This window comes from Cupriavidus sp. SIMBA_020, assembly GCF_046535395.1.
GTDB classification, from domain to species: Bacteria; Pseudomonadota; Gammaproteobacteria; order Burkholderiales; family Burkholderiaceae; genus Cupriavidus; species Cupriavidus campinensis.
Genome location: NZ_JAWRWU010000017.1, coordinates 59,331 through 74,965, shown reverse-complemented (window position 1 = coordinate 74,965; position 15,635 = coordinate 59,331). Strand labels below are relative to the sequence as shown.

Here is a 15,635-nt window from a genome sequence, read left to right as displayed (position 1 = left end):
CAACGACACCGGAATGCAGTTCGTGCTTGCCCCAGAGTAGGTTTTGAATACAATACTGTCAAGCCACACGATCCCTGATGACCGCCAATCCGACCACTCCCTCGCAAGCCGTAGACCGCCAGATCCTGCATGTGGCGGTGGCCCAGCGCCTGCGCACCATGATCATGGAAGGCGATCTGGCGCCCGGTACCCGGCTCAATGAGCGCGTGCTGTGCGACCTGCTCCAGGTCTCGCGCACCCCGCTGCGGGAGGCATTCAAGGTGCTCGCGAGTGATGGCCTGGTCACACTGCTGCCAAACCGGGGCGCCGAGGTGGTGGTGCTGTCCAAGGAATCGATCGACCACCTGTTCGAGATGATGGGCGCGCTGGAAGCCACCAGCGGCGAGCTGGCCTGCCAGCGCATCACAGACGCCGAGCTGGTCGAGATCCGTGCCATGCACTACGAGATGCTGGCGTGCCACGCGCGCCGGGACCTCCCTAATTACTACGCGCTGAACCGGCGCATCCACGACGCCATCAACGCGGCGGCGCGCAATCCGATCCTCGAGGAGACCTATCGACGCATCAACCTGCGTATCCAGGCGCTGCGCTTCCGCTCCAACTTCGACCAGGACAAATGGGATCTGGCCGTGCGCGAGCACGGCGCCATGCTCGATGCCCTGGCGAAGCGCGACGGCGCCGCCCTGCGAGACATCCTGCGCGCGCACCTGCAACACAAGCACGACGCGCTGATCGCCGAACTAGAACGCGCACAGGACGCCGCCGCCTGACCCCCGCGCGCGCCGCGCCGTCTCCGGACGGCGGGCAGGCGCGCCACGGGCCATGGCGACGGCGTCTCCAGTGCATGCACACGGAGACATCCCCCGCTCATGGCCCTGCCTACCACCCCGACGCCGCCCGGCGTGCAGCCGCTGCGCTTCATGCCCGGCGCCGCTTCGTCGCCCGCTACCCAGTCGCCGCTGTACCGGCGGCTCGCCGCCGAGCTGCGCGGCGACGTGCTGTTCGACACCGCCAGCCGTGGCCGCTACGCCACAGACGCCTCGATCTATCAGGTCATGCCGATTGGCGTGGTCGTGCCGCGCGACGAAGCCGACGCCCGGCTGGCGCTGGACATCGCCCGCGACTTCAAGGCGCCGCTGCTGCCGCGCGGCGGCGGCACCAGCCAGTGCGGGCAGACCGTGGGCGAGGCGCTGGTCATCGACAACAGCAAGTTCCTGAACCAGGTGATCGACTTCGACCCGGTGGCGCGCACGGTGACCGTGCAGCCCGGCATCGTGCTCGACCACCTCAACGCCTGGCTCAAGCCGCACGGGCTCTGGTTCCCGGTGGATGTCTCCACGGCGGCGCAGTGCACGATCGGCGGCATGGCCGGCAACAACTCGTGCGGGTCGCGCTCGATCCAGTACGGCAACATGGTGCACAACGTGCTGGGCATCCAGGCGATCCTGGCCGGCGGCGAGGACGTGCGCTTCGACGCCGGCTGGCCGGCGGACGGCGCCCCGCACCGCGCCATCGCCGATGGCGTGCGGCGCATCGCCGAGCGGGAGCGCGACGCCATCGCCGAGATGTACCCGCACGTACTGCGGCGCGTGGGCGGCTACAACCTCGACCTGTTCCATCCCCAGAACGAACGCCCCTACACCGCCGACGGCAGCGTCAACCTCGCCCACCTGCTGGTTGGCTCGGAGGGCACGCTGGCCTACTTCCGGCACCTGACGCTGCAACTGGCGCCGCTGCCCACGCACAAGACCCTCGGCGTGGTGAATTTCCCGACCTTCTACCAGTCGATGGACCTCACGCGCCATATCGTCGCCCTGCAGCCGGCGGCGGTGGAGCTGGTCGACCGGACCATGATCGACCTCGCGCGCCATAACCCGGCCTTCCGCCCGGTGATCGAGCGCGCGCTGGTGGGCGAGCCCGAGGCCATCCTGCTGGTGGAGTTCGCCAGCGAAGACCGCGAGACCACGGTGCGTGGGCTGGCGCGGCTGGTGGAGCTGATGGCCGATCTCGGCCTGCCGGGCTCGGTGGTGGAGATGCCCGACGCCGGCCCCCAGAAAGCGCTGTGGGAAGTGCGCAAGGCCGGCCTGAACATCATGATGAGCATGAAGGGCGACGGCAAGCCAGTGTCCTTCATCGAAGACTGCGCGGTGCCGCTGGAGCATCTGGCCGCGTACACCTCCCGGCTGACCGAGGTCTTCCACAAGCACGGCACGCGCGGCACGTGGTACGCCCACGCCAGCGTCGGCACGCTGCATGTGCGCCCCATCCTCGACATGCGCCGCGACGGCGCCGCCAAGATGCGGGCGATTGCCGAGGAAGCCGCCGCGATGGTCCGCGAGTACAAGGGCGCCTACTCGGGCGAGCACGGCGACGGCATCTGCCGGGGCGAATGGGTGGCGTGGCAGTTCGGCCCGGCGCTGAACCAGGCCTTCGCCGAGGTCAAGGCGCTGTTCGACCCCGAGAACCGCTGCAACCCCGGCAAGATCGTGGGCACGCCGAAGATGGACGACACCGCGCTGTTCCGCTTCCCGCCCGGCTACACAGTGAAGCCGATCACCCCGGCGCTCGACTGGTCGGCCTGGAACGTCACGCGCGATCCGGTGACCGAGGCCGAGAGCGCGCCCGGCACCGGCCTGGACCCCGCGCGCGGGCTGGCGGCGGCCGTGGAGATGTGCAACAACAACGGTCACTGCCGCAAGTTCGACGCCGGCACCATGTGCCCGAGCTACCGCGTCACGCGGGACGAGCAGCACCTGACCCGTGGCCGCGCCAACACGCTGCGGCTGGCGCTGTCCGGCCAGCTCGGCCCGGCAGGGCTGCTGGAGCCGGCGGTCAAGGAGACGCTCGACCTCTGCGTCTCCTGCAAGGGCTGTAAGCGCGACTGCCCTACCGGCATCGACATGGCCAAGATGAAGATCGAGGTCCGCGCCGCCCACGCCAAAGCCGGCAAGCTGCGCGCGCGCGACCGCATGGTCGCCTTCCTGCCGCGCTACGCGGGGCTGGCCAGCCGCCTGCCGTGGCTGTTCAACCTGCGTGACCGCGTGCCGGGGCTGCCGGCGCTGAGCGAGCGCCTGTTCGGCCTGTCCGCCCGGCGCTCGCTGCCGCGCTGGCAGGCGGCTTTCCTTGGGGGCGACTACACGCCGAAGGCGGCGGGCGGCAAGGAGGTGGTGCTGTTCGTCGATACCTTCAACAACCATATGGAGCCCGAGAACGCGCGCGCGGCCCAGCGCGTGCTGGAGGGCGCCGGCTACACCGTGCACCTGTCGGCGGTGCCGGGCGAGCGGCCGCTGTGCTGCGGCCGCACCTTCCTGGCGGCGGGTCTGGTCGATGAAGCCAAGGCCGAGGCCCGCCGTGCGCTGGATGCGCTGCTGCCCTTCGTCTCGCGCGGCGTGGCCGTGGTGGGGCTGGAGCCATCCTGTTTGCTGTCGATGCGCGACGAATTCCTCCAGTACGGCTACGGCGACGCCGCGCGCCAGCTCGCGGACAACGCCTTCCTGTTCGAGGAATTCCTGGTCCGCGAGCACGCCGCCGGCCGCTTCGCCCCATCGCTCCAGCCCATCGGCACGGCACGCGCGCTGCTGCATGGCCACTGCCACCAGAAGGCGTTTGACGCCGTTCGCCCCGTGGAGCAGGTACTTGGCTGGATTCCGGGCCTGAAGACCGAGCTGCTGGAGTCGTCGTGCTGCGGTATGGCCGGCAGCTTCGGCTACGAGGCCGAGCACCACGAAGCCTCGATGAAGATGGCCGAGCTGTCGCTGCTGCCGGCCGTGCGCAAGGCCGATGGCGACACCCTCGTGGTGGCGGATGGGACCAGTTGCCGACATCAGATCCACGATGGTGCGGGCCGGGAGGCGCTGCACGTGGCGCGGGTGCTGGAGCGGGCCATGGCGACGGCACAAACGCCAGCCGGATAGCGCACCTACGCCACAGATTCTCCGTCCAAATCCGCCAAGTTCCCGCTCCTGCCGGACAAAGCGGCCGGACCGGGCCAGCGCAGCGCCTATGATGCAACGGCGAACCAGCGGTCTGGACGGAGAAATGGACGGAGAACCAAAGCCATGGGCACCATCGCAAACGAGTTGAAGGTCTCGCCTGATGCCGCGGCAGGCCGGGCGACATGACGGGGCGCCAACGCAAGGGCGCTGCGGCCGGCGTACTGACGGCCCTGGCGCTGGCGGCGCTCGTGCTGTGGCTGGGCGGCCGCAAGGAGGTGGGCGGCTCGATCGACGCGGTCGGCGCCACAGCCGATGTGGCGGTCCAGCCGATAGCCGGCGGGGCCGACCAGGCCGCTGCCCTGCAGGCGGCGCTGGATAGCCTGCAGCCGGGCCAGCGGCTGGTGCTGGCGCCGGGCAACTACCGGGTGGGCAACGTGCTGGCCATCCGTGGCGAGCAGGTGGTGGTGTCCGGCTACGGCGCCACGCTCACCGCCACCAGCCCGGACGCGCAGGCGGTGGAGATCACCGGCCGCAACGCCACGCTGGTCGGCGTCACGCTGGTCGGCACCGGCACGCAGCGGCTCGAATCGTCCACCTCCGCCAAGGTGTCTGTGGACGGCTACGGCATCCAGGTGCTCGACGTCACCATCCGTGGCGGGGCCAGCGCCGGCATCTTCGTCTCGCGCGGCAGCAGCATCGCGCTGGTCGGCAACAAGGTCCACGGCACGCTGGCCGATGGCATCCACATCACCGGCGGCTCGCGCGACGTGCTCGTGCAGGACAACTCCGTCACCGCCACCGGCGACGACATGATCGGCATCGTCAGCTACCAGCGCGACGGCACGATCAACCAGAACATCCTCGTCAGCGCCAACTACCTGGCCGGCAACGCCTGGGGGCGCGGTGCGTCCATCGTCGGCGGCACCGATGTGACCCTGGCCAACAACTGGATCGAAGGGGTGCAGAAGGCGGCGGCGGTGCTCATCGCCCAGGAGGACGGCTACCGCACGGCGGGCGTGACCAATGTGCAGGTGACGGACAACATGATCGCGGACATCGAGAACGCCACCCAGCCGGGCAACAACCGGCTGGCGGCGGGCCATGCGGCCATCGACATCAATACGGGCACCGGCAGCGTGGCGCGGGTGCTGGTGGCGGGCAACCAGGTGACGCGGGCCACCTACGATGGCTTCCGGGCCGTAGGCAATGTGTGCAACGTGCGGGTCTCGCGCAACCGGTTCGTGACGATTGGCGGCGCGGCGCTGTCGCTCCAGGTGCGCAACTGCCCGACGGACGCCTGGACCTGCGACGGCAACACGCTGGACGGCACTGGCATCGCCCTGACCGGCTGCAACGGGACCGGCTCGCCACAGGTGTCCGGCGCGGACCGGACCCGGATGCCGCAGGTGCGTACGGCGCTGCGGCAGCAATGACCCCTTATCGCACCTAGCGCACGCGCGGGGTCTCGGTGATCAGCCGCTGGAGGTACTTGCCGTAGTGGCTCTTGCCCAGCGGCCCGGCCAGCCGGCCCAGCTGCTCGGCATCGATCCAGCGGCGCCGGTAGGCAATCTCCTCCGGGCAGGCCACCATCAGGCCCTGCCGCTTCTGCAGCGTCGAGACCAGCAGCGCCGCCTCCACCAGCGAGTCGTGCGTGCCGGTGTCCAGCCACGCGTAGCCGCGCCCCATGATGTCCACGCTGAGCTTGCCGGCTTCCAGGTAGCGCGAGTTGACATCGGTGATCTCCAGCTCGCCGCGCGCCGAGGGCCGGATGTCCGCCGCGATGTCGCACACCGCGTTGTCATAGAAGTACAGCCCCGTCACCGCGTAGCTGGAACGCGGGGCGGCCGGCTTCTCCTCGATCGACAGCGCGCGAAAGTCCTCGTCGAACTCCACCACGCCGTAGCGCTCCGGGTCATCCACGTGATAGGCGAACACGGTGGCGCCTTCCTCGCGCCGGTTGGTGCGGGCCAGCAGCCGGGCCAGGTCGTTGCCGTGGAAGATGTTGTCCCCGAGGATCAGCGCCGAAGGGTGCTTGCCCACGAAGTCCCGGCCGATGATGAACGCCTGCGCCAGCCCGTCCGGCGAGGGCTGCTCCGCGTACTGGATGTCCAGCCCCCACTGGCTGCCGTCGCCCAGCATGGTGGCGAAGCGCGGCAGGTCCTGCGGCGTGGAGATGACCAGGATCTCGCGGATGCCCGCCGTCATCAGCGTGGAGAGCGGGTAGTAGATCATCGGCTTGTCGTAGACCGGCAGCAGCTGCTTGGAGACGCACTGCGTGATCGGGTACAGCCGGGTGCCGGACCCACCGGCCAGGATGATGCCTTTGCGGTTCATGGTTGAATCTCCCAGGTCGATGGTCGGGTCAAGTCGGTCGGTCAAGTTTGTTCAGGTCGCTCGTTCAAACGGGGCGGGGATGGGCGCCACGGGGCCCACGCTCCGGGCCGTGGCGCGGGCAGCCGCCTCGCGCCGGTAGCAGATGAAGAAGGCCAGCGCGCCGAACACCTCGGTCAGGATGATCGAGATCACCGTGCCCCGGGCGCCCATCAGCATCACCAGCGGCACCACGTAGAGCAGGTGGAGCACGGTCACGGCGGCGTAGATGTTCTGCACCAGCCGGTGGCGCCCCAGCGCCAGCAGGCCGAGGTTGCCGAAGACAAAGGCCACGCTGGTCACCGGCAGCAGCACGCCTTCCAGCCGCAGCAGCAGGATGGCGTCGTGGAACGGCTCGCCCAGCCACATGCGGATGCCCACATCGGCAAACAGCTCGATGCCGATGGCCAGCGCGCCGGCGCAGGCAAACACCGCCAGCATCGCCTTGCGCATCAGCGCGCGCGCCGCGTCCGGGTCCGAGACGTTGTACTGGCTGATGCGCGGGAAGAAGGCGGTGCCCACCACGGTGAAGATGGTCTGGGCCGCCACGCGGATCTTGTCCGCCATCGAGAACTGCCCCACCGCCACCGGGCCGTGGAAGTAGTTGAGCAGGATGGCGTTGAAGGTGACGTAGAAGCTCACCAGCACCAGCGAGAGGAACACCGGGAAACCTTCGCGGAACGAGGTGGCCACCTCGCGCACCGACACCGCCACCAGCAACGCCAGCCGCTGCCGATAAATGCCCCACAGCGCCGCCACCGCCAGCAGCACCGTGCCCACGCTGATGCCCAGCGCGGCCAGCGCGGCGTCCCCCGGCCCGCGCACCCATGCCAGCACGCACCCCAGGCTGACTGCCTTGGCGATGAAATTCGGCACCACCAGCACCTTCATGCGCTCCAGGCCCTGGTACAGCCAGATCGGCGTGAACGCATTGGCCACCACGCCGACGAAGGCCGCCGCGAGGATGGTCCAGTGCTCGCGCAGGCTCGGCACAAGCCCGAGCGTGCCGGCCATCAGCAGCGCGGCGGCCAGCGTCAGGGTCAGCTTGGCGGCCATCGTGGCCGAGAACACCCGGGCGACGACGTTGGGATCGTCCCGCCCCAGGGACACCAGCCGCGTGGCGGTGAGATTGTGGCCGTAGTCAGTCAGCAGGATCAGGTACTGCGCCAGCGCCTGGCAGTAGGCCAGCACGCCGAACTCCTTCACCCCGAGCACCCGGCCGAGCAGCGGCAGCAGGAGCAGCGGGAACAGGTAGTTGCCGGCCTGAATCAGCAGGAGATAGGTGGCGGTGGCGCGGATGGAGGTCGGCATGGCGGCGGCGTCAGCGGGGACCGGGACGGATCACACCACGCGGCACGGGCGGCAGCCGTCGTCGCACCGGCTGGCCGACCATCTGGAAGATCAGCCACAGCAGCGCCAGCGGCACGAAGTTGCGGCCGCTGAACAGGTTGGGCACGCGCAGGATCTCCAGCAGGGACACCAGCAGCACCGCGTGCGCGCAGCACCAGAAGCCATCCCCCGCGCGCCAGCCCGCATAGCTGCGGGACAGCAGCCAGCCCATGCCCGCCGCCAGCAGCAGCGCGAACCATCCCCACTCGTGAAAGTGCACGTAGATGCCGGACGGATTGTTGAACTCCGGGTCGCCGAAGTCGCTCAGGAACATCGTGTAGCTGTCGCCATTGCCGACCAGCGGGCGCATGAACTCGCCCACCACCGGGAACTTGACCAGCCAGTCGAACGTGAACACCGCGTCGCCGGCGCCCCAGCCCATGATGGCCAGCAGCCCGGCGCCGTTGTTCAGCGAGGTGGAGTAGTACATGCCGAGCCGCTCCAGCGCGAACTCGAAGATGTTGTCGTAGAGATTGACGTAGTGCGTCTCCCACGACCGGTTGTACTCGTTGGCGATAAAGAAGCCGATCAGCGGGCCGATGGCCGCGAACGGCCCCAGCCGCAGCAGCCAGTTGCGCCGGGGCACGTTGCGGAACCGCATCACCATCAGCACCCACGGCAGCACCAGCTCCACCAGCGCCAGCCGCTCGGCGAAGATGAAGCTGCGCAGCACCGTCAGCACCAGCAGCACGGCCAGGTAGACCTTGAAGCGGTTCAGGCCACGCAGCGGCTGGCGGAAAATGTAGAAGTAGAGCGGCACGTAGGCCACGCCGGCCTGGGTGAGCGTGCTGATGCCGGCGATGCGGCCCTTCAGTTCGAGGACGTCGTAGGTGCTGGCGGAGCCGGTCAGGAACGAGATCAGCACGGCGGGCCGGGCAATCACGCCGCCCATCATCACCAGATAGCCGATCAGGGCGAGCCAGAACAGCGCGTCGAGGATGTGCACGGGCATCTCGGCGCGCGGCCGGGGCGCCAGCGGGGCCAGCGAATCGCCCGCGTAGGACGCCACTGTCAACACCACCAGGAACAGCCCGCCGGCCAGCGCGTAGAAGCTGGTGAAGTAGACCCGCTCGATGGCCTTCTGGTCGCCCAGCAGCGACACCGAGATCAGCACATAGAGCGGCAGGATGAAGTACAGCAGCAGCCGGGTGGGGTCTTCCCACCAGTAGCCGTCATGGAGGTCGCGGGGCGGGATCGGATGGGGCATCGGCATCTATCGGGGGACGACCGCGAGGTCGTCGGTGTGAAGCGATTCCGCCGGCGCCGGGGGGTCCGGCTCGGGCGGCGCGGGGCGCAGCCTGCCGGCCTGCCCGGCCATGGCCTGCCGCACTACGGCCAGGAACTCGCGCCGGAAGCGCTCCGGCGTGAAGCGCAGCGCGTTCTCGCGGCAGACTGCCGGGTCGAACCAGCCGCTGTCCTCGAAGCGGCAAACCGCACGCACGATGTCCTCCACGGTCTGGCGCCGGAAGAACACGCCGGTACGGGTGCCGGCATTGCCGGCGTCGATCACCGTCTCGCTGGCGCCGCCCCGCCCCAGCGCGATTACCGGCGTGCCGCACGCCTGCGCCTCCACGGCCACGATGCCGAAATCCTCCTCGGCGGCGAACACAAAGGCCCGGGCGCGCTGCATATGGTCGATGAGTATCTCGGTCGACTGGTAGCCCAGCATCCGCACGTTGGGCGGCAACATGGCCTGGATGCGCGCGAAGTCCGGCCCATCGCCAATCACCACCAGCCGCTTGTCCGGCATGGCCGCGAAGGCTTCCACGATCAGCGCAACCTTCTTGTACGGCACCAGCCGGGAGGCGGTCAGGTAGAAGTCCTCGCGGCACTGGCCCGGGCCGAAGCGCTCCACATCCACCGGCGGGAATACCACCGTGGCCGGGCAGCCGTAGACCTTGCGGATGCGCCGCGCCACGTAGGCCGAGTTGGCCACCAGCAGGTCCACGCCATGGGCGGTGCGCTGGTCCCAGATCCGCATGTAATGGAGGATGGCCCGCGCCACCCAGCTCTTGAGCCCGCGCGTCAGGCGCGATTCGTCGAGATACTGGTGCTGGAGGTCCCAGGCGTAGCGGATCGGCGAATGGATATAGCTGACGTGCAGCTGCTCCGGCCCGGTGATGACGCCCTTCGCCACGGCATGGCTGGACGAGATCACGAGGTCGTAGTCGGAGAGGTCGAACTGTTCCACCGCCAGCGGCATCAGCGGCAGGTAGTTGCGGAACGACTGGCGGGCGCGCGGCAGGCGCTGGATGAACGATGTCCTGGCGTGCTTGCCTTGCAGCACGTGGCGCTGGGCGTCCGGGAAGAAATCGACCACGCTGAACAGGTCGGCATCGGGCCAGATCTTGAGGATCTGCTCCAGTACGCGCTCGGAGCCGGCGTAGGTGGTCAGCCAGTCGTGCACCACGGCCACCCGGCCGAACTCGCCGGGCAGGGGACTCGGGGTGAGCGTCGGGGTGAGCGTCGGGGAGGGGGTCAGCGCTGGGGCAGCCATGGGGAGATCTCGGTAAGAAGCCGGTCGGCGGTCAGGCGCCAGGAACGCCGCTGGACGTTGGCGAAGCCCTGGGTGCGCAGGCGGTCACGCAGGGCGCTGTCGTGCATCACATGCATCATGGCTTCGCCGCACTCCGCCGCGCTGGTGGGGCGGAAGTAGATTGCCGCGTCGCCGCAGGCCTCGCGCACCGAGGGCAGGTTGGACGCGATGACCGGGCAGCCCAGCGTCATCGCCTCCACCGGCGGCAGCCCGAAGCCCTCGTACAGCGACGGAAACACGAAGCAGGCGGCCTGGCGGAACAGCGCCTTGAGGTCGCCATCCTCGACATAGCCCACCCGCTTCACGAAATCGGGCGACGCCTGCTGCACCGCCTTGAGCATCGGCATGCCGCCGCCGACGATGACCACGTCGTAGTCCGTGGCCTTGAGCAGCTCGATGGCCTCCACCACGAGCCGGAAGTTCTTGTGATGGCTGGCACTGCTGACGGCGAGGATGTATGGCCGTCCAGACAAGTGGAACTTCTCGCGGACGTCCACCTCCTCCGGCAGCCGCAGCATATGGTCGCCGCTCATCGGCAGCACGCCGATCTTGCGGCCCGGGATGTGATACGCCTGGATCAGCTCGCCGCGCGAGAACTCGGACACCGTCAGCACGCGCCGGGCGATGCGGCCAATCCACGGCGCCATCATCCGATACCAGGCCCGGAAGGCGCGCGTGTATGCCTGCGGCACGCGCATCGGGGCGGCGTCGTGCATCACCGTCACCTGATTCCGGTAGAGCAGCGGCCCGGCGTTGCACAGGTTCAGCAGCAGGGTGCCGCGCGCCGCCAGCGGCAGGCAGACCTGCTCCCAGTACTGGCCGTTCCCGCCCGGCACGGTGCGGATGCGCAGATTCGGAAAGCGTTCCGGCTCGACCTGCACCGACGGCGGGATCAGCAGCTCGAACGACAGCCCCGCCACGGCGGGCGCCTGCGTGGCGACCAGTTCGTCGATGCTGCGGATCACCTCGTTCGCAAAGCGGTCCACGCCGGTCGGGCGCCGGCCCAGATAGCGGCCATTGATCGACACGATGGTCGGGTCACCGCCCGCTGGCGCCACCGGCCGCACCGGCGCCCCGCTGCGCGCGAGCGGGTTGGCGATATAGCGGATCGCGCGGTCGCCAACCGCCCTCACCGGCACCAGCGCGAGCGCCGTCAGGCCGGACACCGCCACCTTCTTGCGCAGGCTCCAGTACGGGTTCGCGGTGACGGTGTGGAAGTAGCGGCCGGACTCGCGCAGGAACCAGCGCCAGCGCTGGCCAAGCGGCGCGCCATACAGCGCGGTGGCGAACAGCGCCTTCTCCAGCGCGAAGTCGAGCGGCGCCGCCGGCAGCGTGATGCCGAGCCGCTGGCGCGCAATCTCGCGCAGCAGCACCCAGCGCCGGGTGGACTGCCGCGCGCCCGCCAGCGCGTCTTCCGCGTTGGCCAGCGACAGCCCGCCGTTGTCCTGCCGATGCACCCGGTAGCGGCCAAGCGGCCGGTCGATGGCGAACACGTCGCCGACCAGCGCGGTGCCATAGATCGCATAGAAATCGGCGCCGTGGATGTTGTCGGCGGTCACCGGCACGGGGAAGATGCGGCGCAGCGCGTCCACGCGATAGGCATTGCCAGAGCCCGGCGGCGACGGATAGAGCCAGCCCTGCCGCAGCAGCGCGCCGCAGTCGGCCACGGCGTTCGATTGCGGCACCTGCACGCCGGTCAGCGTGCCGTCGCCGGTCATCACTTCCAGCCGGAACTGCACCTTGCCGTAGTCGCCGGCGGCAAAGGCGGCCAGCACCGCCGCGGCGGCGTCCGGCTCCAGCAGGTCGTCGGCGTCGAGGAAGATCACGTAGGGCGTGGTCACGCGGCGCAGCGCGTGGTTGTAGGCCGAGACCTGCCCGCCGTTGGCCTGGCAGATCGCCTCGATGCGGTCGCCGTAGCCGTCCAGGATCTCGCGCGAGCCGTCCGTCGAGCCATCGTCGATCACCATGACCTTCACCGCCGGCGCGGTCTGGGCCAGCGCCGAGTCAATCGCCCCGCCCAGAAACCGCGCGTAGTTGTAGTTGCAGATGACGATGGTCAGGCTCGCGGGTTCCGGGTGCGACGGCATGGGGGTCTCGGTGGTGGGGGAACGGGGGGCGCTGCTACAGGGAGTAATCGGCATGAAAGCCAAGGCGGTTCGCCTCGCCATCGGCAATGGCACGCTCCAGCAGGCTCAGGCGCGCCGCCGCGCTGCGGCGCTTGCCGTAGAAGCGCAGCAGGATCAGGAACACCAGCCGGTTCAGCCGATAGGTGAACCCGGACGTGGACCAGTAGTGCTTGTCGAACCACGCCTGGTTGCGGCTGCTGTAGTAGGCGCGGAAGTCCGAGCCGCTCAGCAGCAGGCATTCGAAATGGTTCTTCCAGTTGCGCTTGACGTTCCAGGAGCCCTCCAGATCCTCGAGCTGCGCGCCGGTCACCAGCGCGATGCGGCCGCCCCGGGCGGTCAGGCGCCAGGTGTATTCGGTGTCGTCCGCGTAGAGCACCAGATTCGGGTCCGGCAGGCCGAGGTCGGCATAGACGTCCCGGTGGGCCAGAAAGCCGCCGTACGGCGCGAACGGCATCGACACCACGGCGGGCAGCGCGTGCGGGCGCGGCCGGCCCCACGGCGTGCGGCGCCAGATCTTGTAGGGGATGCGGGCGACGTGGAAGCCGAAGTAGCTCGAACGCGGCGGCGAGGCCAGCGCACCCGGCACGCCCATGGCGATGTCGCCCTGATGGTCGGGCCGGAAGCCGAGCACCGCCGCGCGCGCCCGGCCGGTCTCGCGGGTCAGCACATCGAGCTGATGGCAGAGCACGCCCAGCGCGCCCGGGCACGGGGCGTTGTCGTCATCCATCAGCCAGAGGTAGTCGGTATCGCCACGCAGCGCGGTCTCGATGCCGACCGCGTAGCCGTTGGCCGAGCCAGTGTTGGTCGGCAGGTGCACCACGGTGATGCGGCGCCCCCAGCGGGCTTCGAGCAAGCTCAGGTCCGATGCCGAGTTGTTGCTGACCACCACGGCGTGCCGCACGCCTTCGTCGTCGAACGCGCGCCGCAGCAGTTCCGCGCAGTAGTGGAGCCGGTCTCCGTAGGTAACGGTGACCAGCGTGATGCGCTTGTTGTGGGAGAACGTCATGACGGCTCGCTTGGGGAGGAGCCCGGCGTGGCCGGGCGGGGCGCCTGGGGCTCTGCATTGACGCCGTAGGCATAGCTGTAGCGATGCAGGGTGCCGGTGAAGTCGTTGAAGATCACGCCCTGCACGGCGACGTTGGCCTGGGCCAGCCGGCGCGTGCTCTCGTCGATCTGGTCGACCGTGGTCACGCGGTGGCGCGCCACCATCAGCACGGTGCCGGCCATGCGGCCCAGCACCAGCGCGTCCGCCACGGGCAGCAGCGGCGGGCCGTCCAGCACCACCATGTCGTACTGGGCCGACACGCGCTGGATCAGCGCGGCCAGCTCCGGCTGGAGCAGCAGTTCGCTCGGCCCCGCCATGTGCAGGCCGGTGGACAGCAGGTCCAGCCCGTACGAGACATCGCGGCGGACCACATCCTCCAGCCGGTGCGTGCCGGCAACCACCTCGGACAAGCCGGGCCCCCGGTCGACGTGAAAGCGCCGGTGCAGCGCGCCGTTGCGCAGGTCCGCGTCGATCAGCAGCACGCGGCGCTTGGATGCCCCCGCCAGCGTCGCCAGGTTCGCGGCGACGAACGACTTGCCGATGCCGGCGGTGGGCCCGGTGATCAGCACCACGCGGTTGGGCGCCTCGCTCAGGGCGAAGTGCAGCGTGGTGCGGATGGTGCGCAGGCTTTCGATGGCGGCATCGGGCAGCACGGCGCGCTCCGCCGGACTGGCCAGCCGGAGCGGCCAGTTTGGCCGGCCGGGCTTGGCCTCGCTGGTCAGCCGGCTGCGCGGCACCGTGGCGTACACGGGCAGGCCCGTGGCAATCTCGATTTCCTCGCGGTCCTGCACGGCGCCGGCCATGCGGCGCCGGAACGTGGCCAGCACCAGCCCGGCGAACAGGCCGGCCAGCAGCGAGCCGCCCACGGCCACGCCCCGGCGCGGCATGAACGGTGTCTCGGGCGGCGTGGCGGGGTCGATCAGCCGTACGTTCGCCACCTTGCCGGCGCGCACCAGCGCCAGTTGCTGGCGCGCGTTCAGGCGGTTGGTGTACAGCTCGGTGTCCACCTTCATCTTGCGCTGGCGCTGCAACAGCGTCTGCTCGATCAGCGGCAGGTTGCGCGTGCGCGCCTGGTTGAGCGCCAGCGCGGCGGCGCCCTCCTGTAGCTGGGCGTCCAGCGCTCGCACGTAGCGGTGCTCGTCCGTGTAGCGCGTGATCAGCTCCCGGCGCTTCTCCTTCAGGTCGAGCTGGCGGGTCTCCATGGTCACGGCCTGCTCCAGCAGCGTGCGCGCCTCCTCGCTGGTATCGACGGCGCCTTCCTTGGCCCGATAGGCGTTGTAGGCGCTCTCCGATTCCTCCACCTGCTGCTTGAGCTGCGGCAGCTGCTCGTCCAGGAAGCGGATCGACTTGTCCGCCTCCTCGGAGCGCCGCCGCACGTTCTGCTCGACATACTCGGTGCCCACCACGTTCAGGATCTGGCTGGCGCGCACCGGGTCCACGCTGTCGAGCGCCACGCCGATGATGCTCGACTGCTTGCCGCGCTCCGAGATCGACAGCGACCGTTGCAGCCACTCCGTGGTGGCGATTTCCGAATAGCGCTTGATCGTGAAGGTGGCGCCGGGCTCCCCGTCGGCGGTCTTCACCAGCAGGTCCACCGGCCCGCGCGCGGTGTCCGCGTGCAGCGGCACGCCGACCTTGCCGCGCAGCGTCAGCAGCGGCTCGCCCCACATCCGGGACAGCGTGAGCACGTAGGACCCGTTCCTCCCCAGCGTCATCACGAAGGTCTTGCCCTGCCAGCCGGCCGGCACGTCGAAGCGGGCCACGTCGATGCGCTCCGCACCATGCACGTAGCCGCCCGGCAGCGGCTGGGACAGCCCGTCCGTGCGCGCGGCCAGCCACCAGCCGATCACCGGCACGTAGCGCGGCGCGGCATCGATATACAGCTTGAGCGTCTCCACCGCCCGCGACACGACCATGCGCGAGTTCAGCACCTGGATTTCCGAGGTGGTGTCCGGCTTCAGCTCCTGCATCGGCCGCACGTCGCCGGCGGGGGACCGAGACTCGGAGGCACTCGGCTCCACCTGGATCAACAGGTCCGAGCGGTAAACCGGCCGGGTAAACAGCGCGTAGGCCACGCCCCCGAGCAGGCACAGCGCGGTGGTGCCGGCGATCAGCCAGCGCGAAGCCAGGATCGTCGTGCGGATGTTCATCGAGCGGGCGAAGGGCCGCCCCGGCATGTCATGGCCTGCGTGGATGATCTGAGGCGAATTCATGCCGTTCTCCCGTATCGCCCC

At 69.5% G+C, this 15,635-nt stretch carries 9 protein-coding genes and 2 pseudogenes; 3 read left to right on the top strand and 8 right to left on the bottom strand.

Going from position 1 to position 15,635, the window contains the following annotated elements; all coding sequences use genetic code 11:
- Positions 1 to 77 precede the first annotated feature (77 nt).
- The 3 genes from SB751_RS25120 to SB751_RS25110 all read left to right on the top strand — a co-directional run bounded on the left by SB751_RS25120 (position 78) and on the right by SB751_RS25110 (position 5,368).
- Positions 78 to 770 carry a GntR family transcriptional regulator gene (locus tag SB751_RS25120; protein ID WP_149138446.1) on the top strand — a complete coding sequence of 231 codons (693 nt, stop codon included), beginning with the start codon at positions 78 to 80 and terminating at the stop codon, positions 768 to 770.
- A gap of 99 nt (positions 771 to 869) precedes the next feature.
- Positions 870 to 3,914, top strand: coding sequence for an FAD-binding and (Fe-S)-binding domain-containing protein (locus tag SB751_RS25115; RefSeq protein ID WP_410748666.1), 3,045 nt, complete (start codon positions 870 to 872; stop codon positions 3,912 to 3,914).
- A 203-nt stretch (positions 3,915 to 4,117) separates the two neighbouring features.
- On the top strand, positions 4,118 to 5,368 hold the full coding sequence (locus SB751_RS25110) for a right-handed parallel beta-helix repeat-containing protein (RefSeq protein ID WP_410748665.1): 1,251 nt from the start codon (positions 4,118 to 4,120) through the stop codon (positions 5,366 to 5,368).
- 13 nt (positions 5,369 to 5,381) lie between these two features.
- On the opposite strand, the gene rfbA is transcribed toward SB751_RS25110, so the two are convergent.
- The 8 genes and pseudogenes from rfbA to SB751_RS25070 all read right to left on the bottom strand — a co-directional run bounded on the left by rfbA (position 5,382) and on the right by SB751_RS25070 (position 15,614).
- Positions 5,382 to 6,269, bottom strand: coding sequence for a glucose-1-phosphate thymidylyltransferase RfbA (gene rfbA, locus SB751_RS25105; RefSeq protein ID WP_211942720.1), 888 nt, complete (start codon positions 6,267 to 6,269; stop codon positions 5,382 to 5,384).
- Positions 6,270 to 6,320: 51 nt separating this feature from the next.
- Entirely contained in the window at positions 6,321 to 7,616 is a 1,296-nt protein-coding gene (locus tag SB751_RS25100) for an oligosaccharide flippase family protein (RefSeq protein WP_410748664.1), read from the bottom strand.
- A 10-nt stretch (positions 7,617 to 7,626) separates the two neighbouring features.
- On the bottom strand, positions 7,627 to 8,901 hold the full coding sequence (locus SB751_RS25095) for an oligosaccharide repeat unit polymerase (protein ID WP_410748663.1): 1,275 nt from the start codon (positions 8,899 to 8,901) through the stop codon (positions 7,627 to 7,629).
- A 6-nt stretch (positions 8,902 to 8,907) separates the two neighbouring features.
- On the bottom strand, positions 8,908 to 10,191 hold the full coding sequence (locus tag SB751_RS25090; RefSeq protein ID WP_144197587.1) for a glycosyltransferase family 4 protein: 1,284 nt from the start codon (positions 10,189 to 10,191) through the stop codon (positions 8,908 to 8,910).
- Positions 10,173 to 10,694 (bottom strand): annotated as a pseudogene (locus tag SB751_RS25085) (glycosyltransferase family 4 protein); the annotation flags it as partial. The gene SB751_RS25090 and the pseudogene SB751_RS25085, both read right to left, overlap by 19 nt.
- A gap of 615 nt (positions 10,695 to 11,309) precedes the next feature.
- A pseudogene (locus SB751_RS25080) lies at positions 11,310 to 12,317 on the bottom strand (glycosyltransferase family A protein); the annotation flags it as partial.
- A gap of 34 nt (positions 12,318 to 12,351) precedes the next feature.
- Positions 12,352 to 13,362, bottom strand: a complete 1,011-nt coding sequence (locus SB751_RS25075; protein ID WP_144197586.1) for a glycosyltransferase — start codon at positions 13,360 to 13,362, stop codon at positions 12,352 to 12,354.
- Entirely contained in the window at positions 13,359 to 15,614 is a 2,256-nt protein-coding gene (locus SB751_RS25070) for a GNVR domain-containing protein (protein WP_410748662.1), read from the bottom strand. The genes SB751_RS25075 and SB751_RS25070 overlap by 4 nt, the downstream gene beginning before the upstream one ends.
- Positions 15,615 to 15,635 lie beyond the last annotated feature (21 nt).

Excerpts from the sequence above, each read along its gene's own strand:
- SB751_RS25120 (WP_149138446.1), top strand. The coding sequence starts at position 78 with ATGACCGCCAATCCGACCACTCCCTCGCAAGCCGTAGACCGCCAGATC.
- SB751_RS25110 (WP_410748665.1), top strand. The coding sequence starts at position 4,118 with ATGACGGGGCGCCAACGCAAGGGCGCTGCGGCCGGCGTACTGACGGCC.
- rfbA (WP_211942720.1), bottom strand. The coding sequence starts at position 6,269 with ATGAACCGCAAAGGCATCATCCTGGCCGGTGGGTCCGGCACCCGGCTG.
- SB751_RS25070 (WP_410748662.1), bottom strand. The coding sequence starts at position 15,614 with ATGAATTCGCCTCAGATCATCCACGCAGGCCATGACATGCCGGGGCGG.
- SB751_RS25090 (WP_144197587.1), bottom strand. The coding sequence starts at position 10,191 with ATGGCTGCCCCAGCGCTGACCCCCTCCCCGACGCTCACCCCGACGCTC.
- SB751_RS25075 (WP_144197586.1), bottom strand. The coding sequence starts at position 13,362 with ATGACGTTCTCCCACAACAAGCGCATCACGCTGGTCACCGTTACCTAC.
- SB751_RS25095 (WP_410748663.1), bottom strand. The coding sequence starts at position 8,901 with ATGCCCCATCCGATCCCGCCCCGCGACCTCCATGACGGCTACTGGTGG.
- SB751_RS25100 (WP_410748664.1), bottom strand. The coding sequence starts at position 7,616 with ATGCCGACCTCCATCCGCGCCACCGCCACCTATCTCCTGCTGATTCAG.
- SB751_RS25115 (WP_410748666.1), top strand. The coding sequence starts at position 870 with ATGGCCCTGCCTACCACCCCGACGCCGCCCGGCGTGCAGCCGCTGCGC.